This window comes from Paracoccus sp. NBH48, assembly GCF_015390265.1.
Lineage (GTDB): Bacteria > Pseudomonadota > Alphaproteobacteria > Rhodobacterales > Rhodobacteraceae > Paracoccus > Paracoccus marcusii.
Window position 1 is genome coordinate 203,710 of sequence record NZ_VUOJ01000004.1, and the last position, 20,888, is coordinate 224,597.

General features: G+C 65.1%; 18 protein-coding genes, 1 pseudogene and 1 riboswitch. Of the genes and pseudogenes, 7 read left to right on the forward strand and 12 right to left on the reverse strand.

All coding sequences use genetic code 11. The annotated features are described in order from the left end of the window. Positions 1-79: 79 nt before the first annotated feature. A protein-coding gene (locus F1642_RS07855; protein ID WP_139599857.1) for an IS3 family transposase occupies positions 80-1,167 on the forward strand; the annotation gives its coding sequence in 2 pieces (ribosomal slippage) (positions 80-329 and positions 329-1,167; 1,089 coding nt in all). On the opposite strand, the gene F1642_RS07860 is transcribed toward F1642_RS07855, so the two are convergent. The 3 genes from F1642_RS07860 to F1642_RS07870 all read right to left on the reverse strand — a co-directional run bounded on the left by F1642_RS07860 (position 1,095) and on the right by F1642_RS07870 (position 5,274). Then, positions 1,095-1,679 (reverse strand): GNAT family N-acetyltransferase, encoded by a 585-nt coding sequence (locus tag F1642_RS07860; protein ID WP_084693801.1) that lies wholly within the window; start codon positions 1,677-1,679, stop codon positions 1,095-1,097. The genes F1642_RS07855 and F1642_RS07860 overlap by 73 nt on opposite strands. Before the next feature lie 620 nt (positions 1,680-2,299). Continuing rightward, positions 2,300-4,117 carry a phosphomethylpyrimidine synthase ThiC gene (gene thiC / locus F1642_RS07865; RefSeq protein ID WP_046000463.1) on the reverse strand — a complete coding sequence of 606 codons (1,818 nt, stop codon included), beginning with the start codon at positions 4,115-4,117 and terminating at the stop codon, positions 2,300-2,302. 88 nt (positions 4,118-4,205) lie between these two features. Beyond that, a riboswitch (TPP riboswitch) is annotated at positions 4,206-4,325 on the reverse strand. A gap of 316 nt (positions 4,326-4,641) precedes the next feature. Further along, positions 4,642-5,274 carry a tyrosine-type recombinase/integrase gene (locus F1642_RS07870; RefSeq protein WP_046000464.1) on the reverse strand — a complete coding sequence of 211 codons (633 nt, stop codon included), beginning with the start codon at positions 5,272-5,274 and terminating at the stop codon, positions 4,642-4,644. A gap of 276 nt (positions 5,275-5,550) precedes the next feature. Between F1642_RS07870 and F1642_RS07875 the strand changes: the two genes are divergently transcribed. After that, positions 5,551-6,177: a LysE family translocator gene (locus F1642_RS07875; protein WP_046000465.1), complete on the forward strand. Its 627-nt coding sequence runs from the start codon at positions 5,551-5,553 to the stop codon at positions 6,175-6,177. A gap of 183 nt (positions 6,178-6,360) precedes the next feature. Here the strand turns inward: F1642_RS07875 and F1642_RS07880 are convergent, their stop codons facing one another. From F1642_RS07880 to F1642_RS07895, 4 genes are read right to left on the reverse strand one after another with little or no spacing between them, the layout of a single operon-like run. Beyond that, the gene (locus F1642_RS07880; RefSeq protein WP_157020469.1) at positions 6,361-7,149 is read right to left on the reverse strand and encodes a hypothetical protein; all 789 of its coding nucleotides are present in this window, start codon (positions 7,147-7,149) and stop codon (positions 6,361-6,363) included. Further along, complete coding sequence (locus tag F1642_RS07885) at positions 7,146-8,726, reverse strand: acyl-CoA synthetase (RefSeq protein ID WP_194885946.1); 1,581 nt, start codon at positions 8,724-8,726, stop codon at positions 7,146-7,148. Before F1642_RS07885 ends, F1642_RS07880 begins: the two co-directional genes overlap by 4 nt. Further along, a complete protein-coding gene (locus F1642_RS07890) occupies positions 8,723-9,892 on the reverse strand; it encodes an acetyl-CoA acetyltransferase (RefSeq protein ID WP_046000829.1) in 1,170 nt (389 codons plus the stop codon). Before F1642_RS07890 ends, F1642_RS07885 begins: the two co-directional genes overlap by 4 nt. 8 nt (positions 9,893-9,900) lie before the next feature. Beyond that, positions 9,901-10,713, reverse strand: coding sequence for an IclR family transcriptional regulator (locus F1642_RS07895; RefSeq protein ID WP_046000468.1), 813 nt, complete (start codon positions 10,711-10,713; stop codon positions 9,901-9,903). A gap of 138 nt (positions 10,714-10,851) precedes the next feature. Here F1642_RS07895 and F1642_RS07900 point away from each other — a divergent pair, with 138 nt between their 5' ends. Genes F1642_RS07900 through F1642_RS07915 form a run of 4 tightly spaced genes read left to right on the forward strand, consistent with a single transcriptional unit; the run spans position 10,852 to position 14,476 of the window. Beyond that, the gene (locus F1642_RS07900) at positions 10,852-11,871 is read left to right on the forward strand and encodes a DctP family TRAP transporter solute-binding subunit (RefSeq protein ID WP_046000469.1); all 1,020 of its coding nucleotides are present in this window, start codon (positions 10,852-10,854) and stop codon (positions 11,869-11,871) included. A gap of 35 nt (positions 11,872-11,906) precedes the next feature. Continuing rightward, positions 11,907-12,392: a TRAP transporter small permease gene (locus F1642_RS07905; RefSeq protein ID WP_232303317.1), complete on the forward strand. Its 486-nt coding sequence runs from the start codon at positions 11,907-11,909 to the stop codon at positions 12,390-12,392. Further along, complete coding sequence (locus F1642_RS07910) at positions 12,385-13,698, forward strand: TRAP transporter large permease (RefSeq protein ID WP_046000470.1); 1,314 nt, start codon at positions 12,385-12,387, stop codon at positions 13,696-13,698. The genes F1642_RS07905 and F1642_RS07910 overlap by 8 nt, the downstream gene beginning before the upstream one ends. Before the next feature lie 19 nt (positions 13,699-13,717). Further along, entirely contained in the window at positions 13,718-14,476 is a 759-nt protein-coding gene (locus F1642_RS07915; RefSeq protein WP_194885947.1) for an SDR family NAD(P)-dependent oxidoreductase, read from the forward strand. A 272-nt stretch (positions 14,477-14,748) separates the two neighbouring features. Here the strand turns inward: F1642_RS07915 and F1642_RS07920 are convergent. After that, positions 14,749-15,324, reverse strand: a pseudogene (locus F1642_RS07920) (N-methylproline demethylase); the annotation flags it as partial. A 670-nt stretch (positions 15,325-15,994) separates the two neighbouring features. After that, positions 15,995-16,825, reverse strand: a complete 831-nt coding sequence (locus F1642_RS07925) for a LysR family transcriptional regulator (RefSeq protein WP_370582832.1) — start codon at positions 16,823-16,825, stop codon at positions 15,995-15,997. Positions 16,826-17,035: 210 nt separating this feature from the next. Here F1642_RS07925 and F1642_RS07930 point away from each other — a divergent pair, with 210 nt between their 5' ends. Then, positions 17,036-18,214 carry an MFS transporter gene (locus F1642_RS07930; RefSeq protein ID WP_194885948.1) on the forward strand — a complete coding sequence of 393 codons (1,179 nt, stop codon included), beginning with the start codon at positions 17,036-17,038 and terminating at the stop codon, positions 18,212-18,214. A gap of 183 nt (positions 18,215-18,397) precedes the next feature. Here the strand turns inward: F1642_RS07930 and F1642_RS07935 are convergent, their stop codons facing one another. The 3 genes from F1642_RS07935 to F1642_RS07945 form a co-directional block, all read right to left on the reverse strand. Next, a complete protein-coding gene (locus F1642_RS07935) occupies positions 18,398-18,580 on the reverse strand; it encodes a hypothetical protein (RefSeq protein ID WP_157020470.1) in 183 nt (60 codons plus the stop codon). A gap of 799 nt (positions 18,581-19,379) precedes the next feature. After that, positions 19,380-19,538, reverse strand: a complete 159-nt coding sequence (locus tag F1642_RS16475; protein ID WP_194885949.1) for an Arc family DNA-binding protein — start codon at positions 19,536-19,538, stop codon at positions 19,380-19,382. Beyond that, on the reverse strand, positions 19,531-20,871 hold the full coding sequence (locus F1642_RS07945) for a helix-turn-helix domain-containing protein (RefSeq protein ID WP_255522268.1): 1,341 nt from the start codon (positions 20,869-20,871) through the stop codon (positions 19,531-19,533). The genes F1642_RS16475 and F1642_RS07945 overlap by 8 nt, the downstream gene beginning before the upstream one ends. Positions 20,872-20,888: the final 17 nt, after the last annotated feature.

The window sequence follows — 20,888 nt, forward strand, 5'->3', positions numbered from 1 at the left end:
AGATCGGCTGGTAATCCTCCCCATCGTTAAGGGGGTTTATTCGTAGAATTTTCTCGTAGCGTGAGCTGAGGAGATTCGAATGAGAAAGACCCGATTTACCGAGCCGCAGATCATGGCTGTGCTGCGCCAGGCCGAAGGCGGTGTTGCGGTGCCGGAGCTGTGCCGAGAGCATGGGATCAGCAGCGCGAGCTTTTACAAATGGCGGGCGAAGTATGGCGGTATGGATGCGTCCATGATGAGCCAGATGAAGGCGCTGGAGGATGAAAACCGGCGGCTGAAGCGCATGTTCGCGGACCTGAGCATGCAGGCCGACCTGCTCAAGGAAGCTTTGGGAAAAAAGTGACGCGGCCAGCTCAACGCCGCGAGTTGGCCGCGAGGGCGGTGGCAACGAAGGGGGTCAGCATTGCGCTGGCCTGCCGCACATTTGGGGTCAGCGAGACGTGCTTTCGTTACAGCCCGAAGCGCTGTGCCGAGAACGAGACCATCGCGGATCTTCTTGAGGGCCTGACCAAGGCGCACAGAACCTGGGGCTTCGGCCTATGCTTCCTGTATCTGCGCAATGTCCGTGGCCATGCCTGGAACCACAAGCGCGTTCGCCGGATCTACTGCGAACTGGAACTGAACCTGCGGATCAAGCCAAGGCGGCGCATCAAGCGGCACAAGCCGGACGTGCTCTCGGTTCCAGACGCGCCGAACCTCGTGTGGTCCATGGACTTCATGGCCGACCGTCTGGCCGATGGTCGCCAATTCCGGCTGCTGAACGTGCTCGACGACTTCAACCGCGAGGGTCTGGGCATTGAGGTCGACTTTTCGCTTCCGGCCGAGCGCGTGGTTCGGGCGCTGAACCAGATCATCGAGTGGCGCGGCAAGCCCATGGCCATCAGGGTCGACAACGGCCCGGAATACATCAGCGCAACCTTGGCAATCTGGGCCGCAAAGCAGGGCATTGTCCTGACCCACATCCAGCCCGGCAAACCGCAGCAGAACGCTTACGTCGAGCGCTACAACCGCACCGTCCGCCATGAATGGCTCGACCTCTACATTTTTGAAACCATCGCGGAGGCACAGAGTATCGCAACCGACTGGCTCTGGACTTACAACAACGAGCGACCCAACATGGGCATCGGCGGCATAACACCCGCACAGAAACTGAAAATGGCTGCGTGAGTTCTACGACCAAACCCCGTTAAAACGGGGAGGATTACCGGCCGACCGGCATTATCATTCCGGAAGCTGATGTAGTCGAGAAACAGGCCCTCCCGTCGCATGCCCAAGCGCTCGCACAGCTTTTGTGAGGGCAGGTTGTGGTCCTCGACATAGGCATAGAGGCGACGGATGCCTTTAACCTCGGACAGATCCGCGAAGATGGCATGCGCGGCCTCGAATGCATAACCGCGACTAGCATACGCTGGATTGAAGTTCCATCCGACCGAGACGGTGTCATCCTCGGGGTGTGCGAACAGATCCCCGATCAATTCATCGCCTTCCTTACGACAAACTGCGATCTCAGCGTCATCCGAAGCGCGTCGATCAGCCTCGGCCGTCGCGGCATCGATATCCTGAAGGGTCAGCGAGAGAAAGCAGCTCGCGACCGGGGATTTCAGATAAGCCAGCAGCCCGTCCGCATCCCGACGGCGGAAGTTTCGAAGAACGAGGCGGTCCGTTTCAATCAGTTTCATGAAGTCTGCTTCTTGTCTGGAGATCAATGGTTCGAGGCGGCGCGGGGCTGGCGGTAAGCGGCAAGAGCGATCCAGACGGTCACCGCCAGTGTGATAAGCGCGGCCGCCGCGCTGGACAGCGGGACGGCATGGACTTCGCTGAAGGCCCCCCTCTTGGCCGCGATTAGCGCCGCGCGCTGGCCATGCGAAAGCCCTGCGGCAACGACGTGTTGTTCTCCGACGCCAAGGTGGCCGCTTCCGGGGACAGCTCTGCCGGTATCGCTATGCCGTATTGGCTCACGTTGAAATTCTGGCTTCGGTCTGACTACTTTCTGCGTCAACGTCCAGGATGTCCCGCACAGCAGACCGTGCTATCTTGGTTTCGCTGCGCCAAGACATGAACGTCCGGTTTAGAAAGCCGCAAGGCAGCATCAATCTTGCTTCGAGCGGCTGGTAAGGGCGGAGGACGCGGGTCGGAGCCTGCCGCGCCTCCGTGCCGTCGCCGTGAGCGGTTGATCGACTTAGGGAGCCAAAGCTGACGTTTATCAATCAATCGTATTAGCGCATAGCTCGACCGTTCGAGACATGCGCTCCATTGGCAAGGCGCCGCCCTGAAAGCCGGCGCCTCAATCCGTTCGCACCTATGAACCCACGGCATCCTCTTCCACGGGAATGTAAAGATCGCCTCCGTCGCGATACCGTTTCGCCATCTCGACCATCCCTGCCTGCGCCCGCGCCTCCTCTCGGATGTCGTGGCTGATCTTCATGGAGCAGAACTTCGGCCCACACATCGAACAGAAATGCGCGACTTTGTGCGCCTCCTTCGGCAGGGTCTGGTCATGGAAAGACCGTGCGGTATCCGGGTCCAAGGAAAGGTTGAACTGGTCCTCCCACCGGAACTCAAAGCGGGCCCGTGACAACGCGTCGTCGCGGATCTTCGCCGCGGGATGCCCTTTGGCAAGGTCGGCGGCGTGGGCCGCGATTTTGTAGGTGATGACCCCGGTTTTCACGTCGTCACGGTCCGGCAGACCCAGATGTTCCTTTGGGGTCACGTAGCAAAGCATCGCGGTGCCGAACCAGCCGATCATAGCGGCCCCAATGCCGGAGGTGATGTGATCGTAACCCGGCGCGATGTCGGTTGTCAGCGGCCCAAGCGTATAGAAAGGCGCTTCGCCGCACACCTCCAGTTGCTTGTCCATGTTCTCCTTGATCTTATGCATGGGCACGTGGCCCGGGCCTTCGATCATGACTTGGCAATCGTGCTTCCAGGCGATCTGGGTCAACTCGCCCAGCGTCTCCAGCTCCGCGAATTGCGCCGCATCGTTGGCATCGGCGATGCAGCCTGGCCGCAGCCCGTCCCCGAGGCTAAACGTTACGTCATACGCCCGCGCAATCTCGCAGATTTCCTCGAAGTGCTCGTAAAGAAAGCTCTCGCGGTGATGGTGTAGGCACCATTTGGCCATGATTGAGCCGCCACGACTGACGATCCCCGTCACGCGGTTCACCGTCAGCGGAATGTGCCGAAGCAGCACCCCCGCATGGATGGTGAAGTAGTCCACTCCTTGCTCGGACTGCTCGATCAGAGTGTCGCGAAAGATTTCCCATGTCAGGTCCTCAACCACGCCGCTGACCTTTTCAAGAGCCTGATAGATCGGCACGGTTCCGATCGGAACTGGCGCGTTGCGGACGATCCATTCGCGAATATTGTGGATGTTACGGCCCGTCGAGAGGTCCATCACGGTGTCGGCCCCCCAGCGGATGGCCCAGACCATCTTCTCCACCTCTTCCGCCATCGAGGAGGTGACGGCCGAGTTGCCGATGTTGGCATTGATCTTTACGAGAAAGTTCCGGCCGATGATCATCGGCTCCAGTTCCGAGTGATTAATGTTGGCAGGAATGACCGCACGGCCGCGGGCCACTTCGTCACGGACGAACTCCGGGGTCACGTAATCGCGCACCGAGGCACCATACATCTCGCCGTCACGGGCCATCTTCTCTCGGATAGCCTCGCGGCCGAGGTTCTCGCGGATCGCGACAAACTCCATCTCCGGCGTCACGATACCCGCCCGGGCGTAGGCGATCTGTGTGACGGCCTTACCCTCCTTCGCACGCATCGGTCGATGCGGCGCCGGGAACACCGGAGTCAGCCGATCTGGTGAAACGAACCCGTTATCCGCAGGCTGAACCGAGCGGCCTTCATAGGCCTCGGTATCCCCGCGCGACGCAACCCAGCCTTCCCGAAGACGTGACAAGCCACGGTCGATGGCAATCTCCGCCCCCGGATCAGTGTAAGGGCCGGAGCAGTCGTAGACGGTCACCGGCGGCTCGGCTGCACTCGGATGCAATGCGATCGTGCGCATTGGCACCCGCATGTCGGGATAAAGAACACCCGGCCTGAACGCCTTGATCGAAGCGGGCAGCGGTCCAGTGGTAACGGTGAGGGTGGGGTGGGATGTCATGTCAGGCTCCTGGCTTTGTAAAGCATCGGAGACCCAGCACGAACTGGAAGGGGGAATGAGTGCTGCCAACGCGTGACCGAAGCCGGCCACCAGAGCACCCGCACCGTCCCTACGCCAGTGTGAACTGGATCAGGTTCATAGGGTCCCTGCGCTGCCTCGCGGCCTAGCAGTATCTCAGCTCCTTGTCGGAACACCCCTGGTGGAGACGCGAAATTGCCGGCTGCGCGGATTAATGTCAACGGCCGACCAAAAGGTTGCGGCGCTTGCAGACGCAGCCTCGGCCTGCCAATGGCTAACCTTGTGTGCGCCACATCGCGACTGCAAGCCTTCACGACCGAATTGATCAGGGCAGTGTAACGCAATGCTGAATGTCCGGATTGTCCCGTAATAGCAGCCTGTAATTCGTCAACCTCGCTGCACCGAGCGCGAATGTCCGGTCTGGAGATGCCGCAAGGCAGCGCCCGACAGGGGCCGTCTGGCAGCTAAGGGCCGACCGACACGAATAGTGCCGATCGGCAGAATGGCTACAGGTCTATCGCCTCTGACAGCGACAGCGCATCCTCGATATCGACCCCGAGATAGCGCACCGTGCTGTCCATCTTCGTGTGGCCGAGCAGCAGTTGAACAGCGCGCAGGTTACCCGTTTTCTTGTAGATCTGGGCGACTTTGGTGCGCCTCATCGAATGAGTGCCGTAAGCGCTCGGCTCCAGACCAAGCGACATGACCCAGCCCCGGACCATCCTGGCATACTGCCGTGTCGACAAGTGCGCACTTCCGTGGATCCGGCTTGGCCACAAGAATTCGAGGCCAATCATCTCGGGGTTTCGGATCCAGTGGTCCAGGGATTGGCGGGTCGTATCGGTAATCTCGAACCGGACAGGTTTTCCCGTCTTGCTCTGGATCATCGAGGCGCGCTCCTTAACGTGCCCTGCCGCGAAAACGTCTCGGACCCTCAGAGCCACGAGGTCGCACCCGCGGAGCTTGCTGTCGATCGCCATGTTGAACAGCGCGAGGTCGCGGGCATTACCTAACATTTCAAGCCGGACCCGTATCGACCATACGTGCCGCGGAAGAAGCGGCCGCTTCTGACCGACGATGCGGCCCTTGTTCCAACTGACGCGTGCGGGCCTGACGGCGGGAAGAAGATCGATGGACATGGTGACACCTCCTGTCCGCCATGCCCGCCCTTCTTCGATAGTGTCGACAAAGCAAGCATATCATCCCGCAGGCTCGGCGTCTGCGCCCAAGCCGGCACCAGTAGAGGCCATATATCGACCGAAGGGGGCTCAGTGCCCCCCGTCGGCAAAGGCGGCAGCATCTACGCTAGGAGCCTGTAGCGGACGATCAGGTCAGCCGCGGTGAATTGCAAAGGGTGCCAGTTCCACTGCGTGCCATACCGTCGTAAAATGGCCGGAAAAACATCGGGGACAATCATGGTTCTGGAAGCTAACCTACCTTTGATCATGCTAGCTGCGTTTAGTGCCAGCGCCAGCCCAGGTCCCGCGACGCTGGCGATTGCAGGAACGTCCATGACATCCGGTCGCTCCTCCGGCTTGCCTATCGCATCCGGCATCACAGCCGGGTCAGTGATCTGGTCGGTTGCCGCCGCGCTTGGATTGGGCACCATTATGCTCGCGAATGTCTGGCTGTTCGAGATGATCCGCTATGGGGGAGCGGCCTATCTCATGTACCTAGCTTATAAATCTGCGAGATCCGCCCTGTCTCGAAAAATGGTCCAGATGAAATCGATGACCGGAAGCCCGCCCACGCTATTCGCGAAGGGGCTTATGCTGCATATCACCAACCCCAAGGCTGTGCTGTTCTTCGGTTCGCTTTACTCAATGGGGATCCCGGCGGGCACCGCGCCCTCAGAACTTTTGATTATCATCGCCGCCGTTAGCACTCAGAGCTTCGTGATCTTTCACGGCTACGCACTGCTTTTTTCATCGAAAGCGATGACCCGCCTTTATCTGCGCTTGAGGCGAATTTTTGAGGGCGCATTTGCACTCGGCTTTGGAGTGGCCGGTATGAAGATTCTTACCACGCGCGTTCAGCCTTAGAGCGACGGTTTTGCCCCGCAGAGCCGCTGCCAGCGTAGAGCTAAGGCATCGGCGTAAGGAGCGCTCTGTGGTCCTTTGGATAGCAAGCGATCTTGCGTTCACTCTAAGCCGAGATAACTGCAGTTGAGCAGGCTGGACCTGCGCGCGACTCCGGAAACGAACGAAAGCGGTCCAGGGCTGCCGTCATTCGTCGATCAGCAGCAGCTCGGCGGTGATGCAGGTTCTGTTCGTGCCGGACAGCCAACCCTGATGCGCCGTGCCGTCCTCGCCCACGGACGCGACCCAAAGCCGACTGCGGTCCTGGCCAAGGATCAGGATCTCGGTCGCCGGGCCGGGCAGGGGCGCGCCGGTCGCGAAGCGCGTGCCGACGAGGCTGCCGAGGCCGAGGAAGCGCGTTCCGGCGCAGCTCAGCGCGGCGAGGGTCGGCGCGAGGTCGAGATGGGGGCGTAGCCGGATCAGGCGGGCGGGCCGTCCCGAGGAAAGGCGGCGGGCCTTGCGGTGGGTGGTGAAGAGGGGAAAGCCCGTCTCGGGGTCGAAGCGGCGGCGGAAGAAGGCGCCGTCGAGGCGCCAGCCGGTGATCCAGGCGGGGCGGGAGAGGTGCGTTCCTTCGGGGCGGAGGTGGCCCATATGGGCGGCGCCGGCTGCGTCGGTCCAGATGCCGTGGGCGTGGATCGCGCCGGCCTCGCCCAGATGGAGGCCCGCGGTCACGATCCGGGCGCCGCGCAGAACACGCGTGGCGCTGTAGAAGGCAACGCGGCCGTCGCCGGGGGGCGGGGCGGGGATCACGAAGGACAGCGCCGTGCAGAGCAGATCGTCCAGCTGCAGCCAGGCGCCGGTCACGCCCGCCTCGCGCGCCGCGGCGGCGATGGCGCGGTCGAGCGGCAGCCCGGCCTTCAGCCGCAGGCGCAACGGGTGAGCGCGGCAGGGGGCGATCTGCACCCGCTGGCGGTCGGCAGGGCCGGGATGGCTCACCACGTCGCCTGCGGCCACTGGTTGCGGGCGATCAACTCGTCGCGGACCATCTTGCGGGTGATCTTGCCATAGGCGGACTTGGGCAGCGCGTCCCAGATCAGCAGGCGCTTGGGCCGCTTGTAGCTGGCGAGGCGCGGGGCCAGCCAGTCCAGCACCGCCTGCGGGTCGGGGTCCGCTCCCGCGCGGGGCACGCAGACGGCCAGTCCCGCCTCGCCCCAGACCGGGTCGGGGGCGCCCAGGACGATCGCCTCGGAGAGGTCGGGATGGGTCAGCAGCTTCTCCTCGATCTCGCGCGGGTGGATGTTCGATCCGCCCGAGATGAACATGTCCGAGGACCGGCCGGTCAGATAGAGGAACCCCTTGGCGTCCATATGGCCCAGATCGCCGGTCAGGAACCAGCCGTCCCGGAAGGACTTGGCGTTGGCCACCTGGTTGTCGTGATAGCCGGCGAAGACGGCGGGGCCGATCACGGCGATCTCGCCCGTCTCGCCGAAGGGCAGCTCGCGGCCCTCGGCGTCCTGGACCTGGACCTGCATGCCGGTGCGCGCAAGGCCGCAGGTCCCGATGCGCATGGCCGCGTCGTCGGCCGAATGGTGGGCGGGGGGCAGCACCGTGATGTTGCCGGTCACCTCGCCGAGGCCGAAATACTGGACCAGCACCGGGCCGAGCACCTCCAGCGCCCGGATCTGGTCGGCGCGATACATCGGCGCGCCGGCATAGATGACGTAGCGCAGGCTGGAATGGTCGTGGCGGGCGGCGGCCGCATCCTCGACAAGCAGCTTGAGGATCGTGGGGACGGTGAACATGTTCGTCACGCGATGCCGCTCGATCAGGGCCCACATCTCCGCGGCATCGAAGCGCTCGCTTGTGGGCAGGATCGTCGGCACGCCGCGCGCGATCTGGGTCAGCGCATGGATGCCCGCGCCGTGGGACAGCGGCGCGAGGGCGAGCGAGGCATCCGCCTCGGTCGTTCCGGGCATCAGATCGCACAGGTGGTTGGTGACGACGAAGGCCATCTGGCCATGGGTCAGGACGGCGGCCTTGGGATGGCCCGTCGTCCCCGAGGTGTAGAAGAACCAGGCCGGATCGTCGCGCGCGACCGGCGCCTCGGGCGGCATCCGGCCCAGATGGCGGGCGATCAACGCGTCGTGATCGGGACCTAGGGGCGAGGCGCCGATGGGGATGATCGCGGGGACATGGGCGGCGCAAGCGGCGGCGTGATCGGGAAACTGCGCGCCGCAGAACATGGCCCGCGCGCCCGAGGATTGCGCCAGCCAGGCCAGATCGCCGGGCGAGAGGCGGAAGTTGGCGGGCACCCAGACCGCGCCGATGCGCCAGCAGGCCAGCATCGTCTCGAGCATCTGCAGGCAGTTGACGGATTGCACCAGAACGCGGTCGCCGTTTGCGACGCCGTAATCCTTCGCCAGCGCATGGGCCAAGGCGCCCACGCGGGCGTGCATGTCGGCCCAACTGGTGACATCCTCGCCATGGATCAGGGCCGGGGCATCCGGCAGGCGGCGGGCGTTCTGGGTCAGGAAATGGCCAAGGTTCATCACCCGGTCCGAGACGGGGATCATCGCGCGCGCTCCAGGATCGAGACATAGTTCGTCACCGCCGCGCCCCCCATGTTGAAAACGCCGGCCATGGTTGCGCCGGGCAGCTGCATCTCGCCGGCCTCGCCGGTCAGTTGCATCGCCGCCATGACATGCTGCGAGACGCCGGTCGCGCCAATGGGGTGGCCCTTGGACTTCAGCCCGCCCGACAGGTTCACCGGCAGCCGCCCATCGCGATGGGTCACGCCCTCGCGGATCGCGCGGTGGCCCTGGCCGGGTTCGGTCAGGCCCATCGCCTCGTATTCCAGCATCTCGGCGATGGTGAAGCAGTCATGCGTTTCGACCAGCGACAGATCGTCCAGCGTCACGCCCGCGCGGTCCAGCGCCTGCCGCCACGCGCTGCGGGCGGCGCGCATCTCCAGCACGTCGCGGCGCGACAAGGCCAGCGGGTCGTTGGCCTGCACGCGGGCGCGAAACGCGATGGCGCGGGGCATCGTCATCGCGGTCTCGGCATCCGCCAGCACCAGCACCGCCGCCCCGTCCGAGATCAGCGAGCAGTCGCTGCGCCTCAGTGGACCCGCGACGCGCGGATTGCGGTCCGAGACGGTGTTGCAGAAGGCGACGTCCAGGTCCTTGCGCATATGCGCATAGGGGTTGCGCAGCCCGTTCTGATGGTTCTTGGACGCGATCATCGCCAGCTCTTCCGAGCGGTCGCCGTGGCGCTGGAAATAGCTGGCCGCGATCTGGCCGAAAAGGCCCGCGAAGCCGGCGTCGATCTGCGCCTCCTCGGCGTGGAAGCTGGCGCCTAGCAGGATCTCGCCCACCTCGGCGGTTGGGGTCGCGGTCATCTTCTCGGCGCCGACGACCAGCGCGATGCGGCCCCGGCCTGCGGCGATGAAATCCATGGCCCCGTGAAGGGCGGCCGAGCCGGTGGCGCAGGCGTTCTCGTAGCGCGTGGCGGGCACATGGGCGAGGTCCGGCACCGCCATCCCGACCAGCGCGGCCTGAAAGTCCTGACGCGAGAAGCCGTTGTTAAAGACGCCGGTGAAGATGCCGTCGACATCGGTCGCTGCGATGCCGGCATGATCCAGCGCCTCGGGGATCGCCTCGGCCATCAGGGCGCGGGTGTCGGGGGCGTCGGATTTGCCGAAGCGCGTATGGCTCCAGCCGACAATCATGGGATCGGGCATCGGGTCGGTCATGCGAGTCTGTCCTTTGTTGGCTGGGCGAGGCGCGCCTCGATGCGTGCGGCCTCGGCGCGCAGAAGGCGGGTCAGGTCGGGCAGGCGGTCCGGGCGCATCCGAGCCTCGATCGTGGCGATCGAGAGGGCGCCGACGAGCCGCCCGTCCGGGTGATGCAGCGCGATGCCGAGGCCCCACGAGCCCTCGATCACCAGACCGGGGTTGAGGGCGACGCCCTCCGCGCGCGTCCGCGCCAGCAGATCGCGCATCCGCTCGGGGGTCAGGGCGGGATAGCGCGCGGCGACGACGGGGCCGGTGGCGCGCAGGATCGTCTCGGCCTCGTCCCGTGGCAGCGCGGCCAGCATCGCCAGTGAGCCCGCGCCGACGCCGAGCGGATGGGACTGGCCCGCGACCAACGCGTGGCTGCGGAGGGGATGATTGCCCTCCTCGCGCATCAGGCAGAGGGCGCTGGCCCCGCGCCGCACCGACAGAAGCGCCGCGTCGCAGGTGGTCTGCGCCAGCCGCATCACGCTTTCCCCAGCCGCCGCCATCAGGCCCGAGCGCCGCGCCGCCTGCGCGCCGAGAACCTGCAGCTGCTCACCTGGATGATAGCGGCTGGCGGCGTCCTGCTCGACCAGGCCCGCCCGGATCAGCGCCAGCGCGAGACGGCGGACCGTGGCCTTGTTCAGCCCCGTCTCGGCGACCAGCGCCGCCAGGCTGGCGCCATCAGTGGCCCCGATGCGGTTCAGCAGCAGCAGCGCCCGGTCCACGCTTTGCGTGCCGGTGTCGCCCTGATCCACAATATGAACCGAAGTTCTTGGCTGATTCATCAAGATTCCCGCTTGTTTGGGCCAGAATGACAAGACACACGGCGGCTACGCAAGTTTTTTCTTGCCACGGCGCGTCGTGTCATTCCATGATATGAACCGAAAGCCACGGGAGGGTGGCGCGTTCAGGGAGGGATTGCGATGTCACGGATGGGATGGGGACGGCTGGCCTTGGCCACGGCCTTGGTGTCGACGATGGGCGTGGGCACCGCGCTGGCCGAGACGCTGCGCCTGTCGCACAACACCGGCGACGGCACCACCTGGCACAAGGGCGCCGAGCGCTTCGGCGAACTGCTGGCCGAACGCTCGGATGGCGAGATGTCGCTGCGCGTCTTCCCAAACGCCCAGCTGGCCGGTGGCGACCAGATGCGTCAGGCCGACATGGTGGGCCGGGGCGCGCTCGACTTCGTGATGACCTCGGCCATCAACGTGACGCCCTTGGTGCAGGAGATGGCGGTCTTCTCGCTGCCCTACATGTATGAGAATTACGATCAGGTCGACGCCACCACCGCCGAGGGCGGCCCGGCCGAGGCGCTGCGCGAGATCCTGCGCGAGAAGGGGATCGAGGTTCTGGCCTGGGGCGAGAACGGCTTTCGCGAGGTCACCAACAACACCCGCCCGATCCGCAGCCCCGCCGACATGGCCGGCCTCAACATGCGCGTTGCCGGGCCGATGTATATCGACGTGATGAACGCGCTTGGCGCCAATCCCCAGCAGATGCAATGGACCGAGACGCTGACCGCGTTGCAGCAAGGCGTCGTGGACGGGCAAGAGAACCCGATCGGCGCCGTCATCATCCCGCAGCAGGTCTACGAGGTGCAGAAGTATCTGACGACCTGGCATTATTCCTACGATCCGATCTTCCTCGGCATCTCGAAGGCCAAGTTCGACGCCTATGACGCCGAGACGCAGGGCATGCTGCGCGAGGTCGCCGCCGAAGCGATGGAGTATCAGCGCCAGATCACCCGCGAGGGCACCGAGACCGGCGTTGCCTTCCTGCGCGAGAAGGGGATGGAGGTCTACGAGCCGACGCCCGAGGAACTCGCCGCCTTCCGCGAGGCGACGCAGCCCGCCTTCGACCAATGGGCCCAGCAAGTCGGCCCCGAGCTGGTCGCCTCGTTCCAGGACGCGATCGCCGAGGCGGTCGCTCAGGCGAACTGAACCGGGGGGCCAAGCGCCCCCATCCCCCGCCGGAGATGCGAATGCTGTCCTTCCTGTCGCGCGAGGCCGAGCGGCTGATCTGCGCCATCCTGTTCCTAGGCATGACCCTTCTGGGCTTCGTGAACGTGGTCGTGCGCTATGCCACGAACTACTCGCTCGCTTCGTCCGAGGAACTGCTGACCAACGGGTTCCTGCTGCTGACCGTCTTCGGCGCCGCCATCGCGGCGCGGCAGGGCCAGCATCTGGCGGTCACGGCAGTCGTTTCGATGCTGCCGCGCCGGGCGGGGCAGGCGGTCGTCGTGCTGTCGGTGATCGCCTCGGTCGGTCTGCTGGTCGCCTCGGCCTGGCTGGCCTGGGGGGCGCTGACGGTGCTCTATCGCAACGGCCTCACCTCCTACGCGCTGCGGATTCCGGTCTGGTATTACCAAGCGGCGCTGCCCTTCGCCTTCCTCCTGATCGCCTGGCGCTACGTCCAGCACGCGGCCGACGAGTTCCGGCAGGCGCAGGCCGATCATGCCTGAGCTGGGTCCCGGCACGCAGATGATCGTGCTGTTCTTCCTGCTGCTGGCGCTGCGCGTGCCGGTGGCCTTCTCGCTTGGGCTGTCGGCGCTTTACGCGATGTGGCGGATGGGCTTCGGACTGGATCTGGCGGGCGATCTGATCACGGCAGGGGTGGCCCGCTATTCGCTGCTGGCGATCCCGTTCTTCATCCTGGCCGGGGCACTGATGGGCAGCACCGGCATTGCCGAGCGAATGATCCGCTTCTTTCGCGTGCTGGTGGGCGGGCTGCCCGGCGGCATGGGGGTGGTGGGCACGGTCGTGTGCCTCTTCTGGGGCGCGGTCAGCGGGTCTGGCCCGGCCTCGGTCGCGGCGATCGGGCCGATGATCATAAAGGGGATGGAGGAGGACGGCTACACCCGCGCCCATGCCGCGGGGCTGGTCAGCGCCGGGGCGGCGCTGTCGATCGTCATCCCGCCTTCGATCGGGCTGGTCCTGTTCGGGGTCATCGCCGAGGTCTCGATCTCGCAGCTGTTTCTGGCCGCGATCATTCCGGGGCTGTTCATGGGGCTGACGATGCTGGCCGTGCTGCCCTTCATCGCCCCCAAGGGCGCAGGCCCAGCGCTCGGCCGCCTGATCCCTGATTCCCATGCCGGCCTGCCCTATGGCGCGCGCCTGTGGCGCAGCTTCAAGGATAGCTTCTGGGGGCTGATGACGCCGGTCGTGATCCTGGGCGGGATCTATTCGGGCGTCTTCACCCCGACCGAGGCCGCGCTGGTCGCGACCGTCTACGCGCTGCTGGTCGGCGGGCTGATCTATCGCAGCCTGTCGATCCGCGCGCTCTACGACACGCTGGCCGATGCGGCGGCCTCCTCGGCGACGGTGATGCTGATCGTGGCCTATGCGGGGCTCTTCGGATGGGTCATCACGGTCGAGGATCTGGTCGGCACCTATTCCAGCGGGCTTCTGGCGCTGTCGGACAATCAATGGGTGATCCTGTTGGTCATCATGCTGATCCTGCTGGTCGCGGGCATGTTCATGGACGCGATCACGGTCATGTTCATCACGCTGCCCATCGTGCTGCCGGTGATGCACGAGCTGGGCTGGGACCCAGTCTGGTTCGGGGTCGTGGTGATGATCAATCTTGCCATTGGGCTGATCACGCCGCCGGTGGGGGTGAACCTCTTCGTCGCCGCCAATGTCTCGCGCCTGCCGATCGAGCGGGTGGCGCGCGGCGCCCTGCCCTTCCTGGTGGCGACGCTGGTCGGGCTGGCGGTCGTCGCGGCCCTGCCGCAGATGTCCCTGTGGCTGATCGGCGTGCTGAAATGAGATTGCGAAAGGAGCTGCCATGACCGAACGGACCGCCATCGTCACCGGAGCCGCACGCGGCATCGGCCTTGCGACCGCCCGGCTGCTGGCGTCGCGCGGCTGGCGCGTCATGCTGGCCGATATCGACGGCGAGGAACTGGACCGCGCCGCCCCGGCGCTGCCCGGAGCCCTCGCCGTTGCCTGCGACGTATCGGACCCCGGTCAGGTCGCCGCGATGGTTGCGCAGGCGATCGCGTGGTCGGGCCGCATCGACGCGCTGGTCAACAACGCGGGCGTCGCCGATTTCCGCCCACTGGCCGAGACCGATCTGGCCGCCTGGCGCCGGATCATGGCGGTCAACCTGGACGGAGTGTTCCTGTGCTCGCAGGCCGCGATCCCGCATCTGGTGCAAAGCCGGGGGGCTATCGTCAACATAGCCTCGATCTCGGGGCTTAGGGCCAGCACGCTGCGGGTGGCCTACGGCACCTCGAAGGCGGCGGTGATCCATCTGACCCGCCAGCAGGCCGCCGAGTTGGGCCAACACGGCGTGCGCGCCAATTGCGTGGCGCCGGGGCCGGTCGACACCAAGCTGGCTCTGGCGGTCCACAGCCCCGCGATCCGCGCCGCCTATCACGACGCGATCCCCCTGAACCGCTACGGGAAAGAGGCCGAGATCGCCGAGGCCATTGCCTTTCTGTGCAGCGATCAGGCCTCCTACATCACCGGTCAGGTGCTGGCGGCGGATGGCGGCTTCGAGGCGACGGGCGTCGGCCTACCGGCCTTGCGCGCGGAGGACTGACGGGAGCCGGGCGCAAGGCTGCGGCCCCCGGCCTTGAGCGCGTCGTCGCCGGGGCGCGTGAGGGCGTGGTGGAACCGATCATCGACGGTCGGGAAGGCGAGCTGCGCCGGAGCTGGCATGGGGCCCTTTCAGTCTCTCGGCACTGTCGGTCTGGCTGGCTTTGGCACGGCCCGGCACGGCCGGCGGAATGCAGCGAAGATGGCCTCCTTCATGTCCGCGCAAGCCTTGGATGGGTCCCGGCTCGTCGTTTAGCATCCGGTGCCCCGCGGCGCTCAGAGGTCCTTGACCAGCCGCAGAGCGTCGTCGATGGCGGCATGGGTGTTGCGGGCGGCCACCGCGTCGCCGATCCGCCACAGGCGGAACGAAGCGTCCGGCCAACGCGGCTCGGGCTAGGGGGCGCCGGCGATGAGGGCGTCGTAATCGACCTCGCCCAGGTTCTTCGAGTGCGGCTTGAGATCGAAATAGAGATCGTCCAGCGGCCGCGTGCCATGGTTCACCACAACCTAATCGACCAGCCGCTGCCGCGTCACGTCTCCGTAATCGCTGCCGAGCGTGGCGCGCAGCTGGTTTCCTTCGCGCTCTACCGACACGAGCCGCCAGGTGACGGTGAAGGTCACGTCGCTCCGCTGAAGGTTGCGCATGTAGGGCACGAGGTTCATCGCCATCACCTCGGGCGAGAAGCTGCGGTCGGGGGTCACGATCTCGACCGCGGCACCCGTGGCCGCGATCAGGTCCGCCGCCTGAAGCGCGGCGTGATCGCCGGCATCGTCGATGATGAGCACATCCACGTCGGGCTTCACGTCCCCCGACAGGATGTCCCAGGCCGAGCAGACCAGATCGTTGCCCGCCGGTCTGCGTCTCACTCGGCGCGAACCATTGCACACCCAGCCCCTTGCCTCGGGGCTCCGAGAAGCTGGTGACCGGCACCAGACAGCGATGGCCGCACCCGAGCCAGCGGCGCAAGTGCGGACAGGAAAGGTTGCGCACATTCGTCACCCCCGGATCGCGGGCGGTCTTCAGCACTGAAGGCGGTGACGGCATGCCCCACCGCGCCTTGACCAGTTCCCGCCTGTCCTGGCCATGCCGGATGATCGGCGCCATCTGGTCGGGATAGACGCTTCCCGGGGCGACATTGCCCGCCCGGTCGGTCAACCCCTTCACCAAGCGGATCATCGCTTCCTGCGTGGCCGTTATATTGTAGAGGTTGCAGATCGCCGGCCCTCCTGCTGCCGTCCCGATCTTCGGCCCATGCACTTACGGGGTCAATGCCCGGGCGGGGCGCGGGGTCGTCGTAGGCTCGATGACTGCCGGGCGCGATGTGATCGAGGACTGCGTCCATAACGGCGTCTCGCTGTGCCGCGACCTAGTGGCGCTCCTACGCGAGAACCTTGCCCGCCGCCGGGCAATTTCCTGTGGTAACCCTCGCCGCGCCGAGCACGAACATCTGAATTGGGGAAGCTGCACCGCAGCTCCCGCCAGAAGCCGACCGGCAGCATTGGGCGGCTAGCGAATTATCTTTCATTCGCTCGAAGATCGCCCGGGCGATGGGCTGACGGCTGCGCTTACCGCATCCCGCTCAGACGGATCCGCCACGTCGGCCAGCCAGTCGAGAAACACACCCAATCGCCGCAGCCCTGAGGCACGCGTCAGATAAAGCGCGCTGATGGCCAGAGGCGGGATGTCCAGCTGACCCGGAAACAGCTCGACCACGCGGCCCGATGCGATGTCGGCGTCGATCATGAAGTCCGAGAACCGCGCGATGCCCATGCCGCCCAGGACGAACTGCCGAACCGCCTCGCCATTCGCCGCCGTCACCGAGACGCGCGGAGAGACGGGGTCCGCCATGCCGTGAAACCGGAGAACGTTGATATGCGCAGGGGAGGAGAACCGCACCTGCTCCAACGTCGCCAGATCCGCAGGGCGCTCTGGATGCCCCGCCCGCGCAAGATAGTCCGGCGCGGCGACCAGACGCCACTCCGCCCGCCCGAGGGGCCGGTGCAGCAGGTCGCTGTCGGGCAGCGGGCCGAAGCGGATGGCGACATCGGCATGGGCGTCGATCAGATCGACGATGCTGTCGGTCATGTCGACGGTCAGCCCGATCTCGGGGTATAGCGCGTGAAACTTCGCCAGACGCGGGGCGATGACATGCAGCACGAAGGGCACCGGCGCATTGATCCGCAGCGGTCCGCGCGGGGCGCGGGCGCCCGTGGCCAGATCCGACAGCGCCTCGGTCCGCCCCACGATCTCGCGCGCCGCCTCCAGCAGGTCGCGCCCCTCCGGCGTCAGTTCGATCCCACGGGTGGATCGACGCAGCAGCGTCACCTTCAGCCGCGCCTCCAGCCGCGTCACCGTCCGGCTGAGCGTCGAGGGCGCAGCCCCGAGCCGCCTGCCCCGCCTCGGCGAACCCCCCGTCCTCGATCACCGCAATGAAGGCGGCGAGGTCCGCCGTCTGCGGCAGGTCGTGCGCCATACGCAAAAGCCCTTTGCAATGCCGGTCGTTCACGCAAAGACTGACAGATGGCATCTCTCCGGTCGAGTTCAATCCATCCGGAGATCCCCATGCCGCTGGCATTATGGGCGCTGACAATCAGCGCATTCGCCGTGGGCACGACCGAGTTCGTCATCGTCGGCCTGCTTCCCACCATCGCCGAAAGCCTCGGCGTGTCGCTTCCTTCGGCCGGCCTCCTGGTCAGCCTCTATGCCCTCGGCGTCACGATCGGCGCGCCCGTCCTGACGGCGCTGACCGGCCGGCTGCCGCGCAAGACGCTGCTCCTGGCGCTGATGGCGCTCTTCATCGCGGGCAACGTCTTCGCCGCGGTCGCCCCCGGCTATGGCAGCCTGATCGTGGCGCGCTTCCTGACCGGGCTTGCCCATGGGGTCTTCTTCGCCATCGCCTCGACCATCGCATCTGGCCTCGTCTCGCGCGAAAGGGAGAGTTCCGCCATCGCCATGGTCTTCCTCGGCCTGACAGTGGCCCTCGTGACTGGCGTGCCCCTGGGCACCTGGATCGGCCAGTCCTTCGGCTGGCAGGCGACCTTCCTCGGCGTCGTCCTTCTCGGCGTGATCGGCCTGATCGCCAGCGCCGTGCTGGTGCCGTCCGATCTGCCGCAGAGCGCCTCGCCCGGCCTTCGGGCACAGGCCCGCGTGCTCACTTCGCCGCGCCTGCTGCTGGTCTATCTGATCACCGCCCTGGGCTATGGCGGCAACTTCATCGCCTTCACCTATCTGGCGCCAATGCTGACCGACGTCACGGGCCTGTCGGCCGGCGCGGTCAGCCTGGTGATCCTGCTCTACGGGGCTTCGGTCGCCGTGGGCAACATCCTGGGCGGCAGGCTGGCCGACCGCATGGGACCGGTCCCGGCGCTGACGGTGATCTTCGCGGGTCTTGCGGTCCTCCTGGCCGCCTTCGGCCTGGCTCTGCCCCATCCCGTCGCCGCTGCCGCGGTCGTGGCTCTCTGGGGCGGCTTCGCCTTCGCCAACGTTCCGCCGCTTCAGGCCTATGTCGTGCAGATCGCGCGGCAGGTCAGCCCGGATGCGGTCGACGTGGCCTCCGGCCTGAACATCGGAGCGTTCAATCTGGGCATCGCCCTGGGGGCGGCCGTGGGCGGGGTCGTGGTGGACCATATGGGCCTCATCGCGGCACCCTTCGTCGGCGCGCTCATCGTCGCAGCGAGCATTGGCCTCATTCGGCTGTCCGGCCGGCTGGAAGAGCCCACAAAAGCCACTGTTGCGGCTTGAGGCTACGAGAGCCGGGCTGTCAGACGAGACAGTCCGGCTCTTCGGGACTAGGTGAGGTCAGCCGAGCTGGTTGCGCTATGCATGAGTGTCAGGTTTGGAAGCGCTAACCCTCAGCGCCTGAAGGCTGCTGAATGGCAGCTTTGGGCCGAAATTGTAAGCGGGTGATCTGATAGGCGATTTGGGTTAGCGATCCTCGTCCTCACCTTCGCCCCATTGATCATCCATAAACGCCTTCAGCTCGGCCGATGTGAGCGCTTGTTCGCTGCCGCGCAATCTTGCCCTTTCCTGTAAGGAAGCGATGCGCGTTGCCAGCGGCTGCTCGTGCTCTGCGTTCGTGTTTTCAGACTTCTGATCGTTTCTTCCCATGCTACTGGCCCCATGATTGGTGCGGCGACATTAGCAGACAGCTATCCTAGATAGAGACTTCGGTTGGAGGCGCGAGCGAAAACTCTTCGAGCCTTACGACAGCCTTGCTGCCGCAAAGGAAGAATAGTGGCCACTTGAGGAAGACTTCAGTGGCAATCAACAATCGGGTGGCAGGTGTCAGATAGTCCTGCCTTCAGCGGTGGGAAAAATTGCTTGAAAACAATGGGGCCTGTTTCCGATGCAAAGGCGGGCCTGCCTTTCCTGTCACAAAGGTCTGCCTCTGATGGGCCGCAGCCCAATCTCTGGCCCGTGGTCCGAACTGGTCCGACATGTCGTGGCGCTCCTTCCTGTTCCGCCAGTGGCGAAGCCATCGCTGCTTTTCACTTTGGATGACTTCATGTCATCCGAAGGGCAAAGCAGGGTGGGCGCAGCCCGACCTGCGGCCGGACGGCGATCAGACACACGGGGCCGGAGCGGTGAAATTGGGAGGGGCCCGCGCCTTGGCGTGGGAGGAACCGGATTTCTCCGTGGAGGCTGACGCGCAGCGGCACCAGAGCCCGTGTTCGGATCGCCGGCCGGATGGCAGGCGGAAAAAGAAATGAAAGATCGTCAGCCGTGCCAGAGCGAAGCGGAGGCGCGGCTGTCTCCTAGATCAGCAATCGCGGTGCCCGCGATCACCATATCTCTGAGAAGCAGTCTTTAGACTTTAGGGTGCCGGCTAGTGCTAATGTCTGAAGTTTCGCTTCTTTGATAGGCGCTGAGCTCATCGCCGAAAACGCCTGCGTTTTCAAAATGCCGCCTAAGCTGCTGACCAAAGCCTCCGGTTTTGCTCGCGGTGTAGGCGCTTGTCAGGATTGCCCCGCACTTCGGCTTCAAGGCTCCGGCCATTACTCCGTGCGCATTCGCGCAGGTGATCGTGCACGTGGTCCGGGATTCTTCGAACAGTCATGTTACCCATTGGAAAACGCTCTTCTGCTTGCCTTTACGTTCGAGACGGTGGACGCGCTTAAAGCTGGCACATCGGCGCGCTTGAAGATCATGTTACAGCGGCTGTCCAAATCAAGTGGCTGAACACCGCGATCGGTTTGCAGGATGGCTTCTGCCCCAGGTAGGCGACCGGACTGCGACGCCAGATCGACGACCGTGATGTATTCGGCGGCAAACGTCTCGATCGAGCTGATCGAGACGTAGCGACGGTTTCGTGCGCTTCGTTCTTCACGGACCGTGCGGGGCTCCAGAATTCCTCGGTCGAGAAGGCTTCGGACGGTCCTCACGCTGATACCCAGGACCTTTGCTGCATCGGCCGGCCTCAGAACGCCATCTTGCGCCCGGTAAATCTCCTGCTGAAGGTCAGGCACGGAAACTCTGAAATCCCGGAAGCGCGCAGCCTTTGTCTCATTCGCGAATAGAGGAACCCGATGGTCGAGAATGATCCGGGTCACTCGGTCTGTCGGTACGCTGAGCCATCTCGACGCTGTTGGAATGTCGAGATGCTGTTCTGAGGGAGTTTTACTAGCGGCCAGACTCCGCAGCCGCCCGAGGAACGCCTCCAGATCCCGGGGGTGATACAGAGGCGCAGCGTTGTGGTCCGGGTAGTATTTTGGGATCAGCCCTCGGTCGGTGAATTTCGTGATCATCATCCGATCGATGCCGACGCGATGTGCGGCCTCCGTCGCATTCAGCAGGGCGTCGACCTCCGTGACGATGCCGCGGACGACATCGGCCGGCGCATACTCGTTCAGGACAAACCGCTTGCTCACGCTGCTGCGCTGCGCCAGGCCAATCGCTGACAGCCGCCTCCCGAGCTTCCAGCCGGATATGCCGAAGGTGTTGCGTGCCGTTGCGAGTGAGTGCACATACTGCTCCGGGCAGGGCTGCCCCAGCACGACCTGGCCCTTCGCGATGGGGAAGTTGCGAAATACGAACTCCCGGACGATGTCGCGGATGATATCAAAATCCGGATCATCGTCACGGTAGCGCAGCCACTCGAAGAACACGCGAAAGCGGGTCCGGTAAAGCGTGTTATCGAGTGGCTGCGCTATCTGAATATTCTTGAGCCTGGCGCGAAACGCATCCGGCCCCTCGCGCAACACCCGAAACCCCGCCGTTCCGGCAGCTGCCCATTCAGCCGGCGCAACCAGATCGCGCTTGGCATCCGCCCCATGGGTGAGGAGGATCCCGAACCCCTCGCAGGTCTGCGCCGCGACATGAAATGGCAAGCGGCCCAGCCAACCTTCTCCTGCACCTGTCTGAACCCCGCTGACGCAGGTATCGCTCCAGTTCCAGATCATCAGCCCTTGCAGGGGCC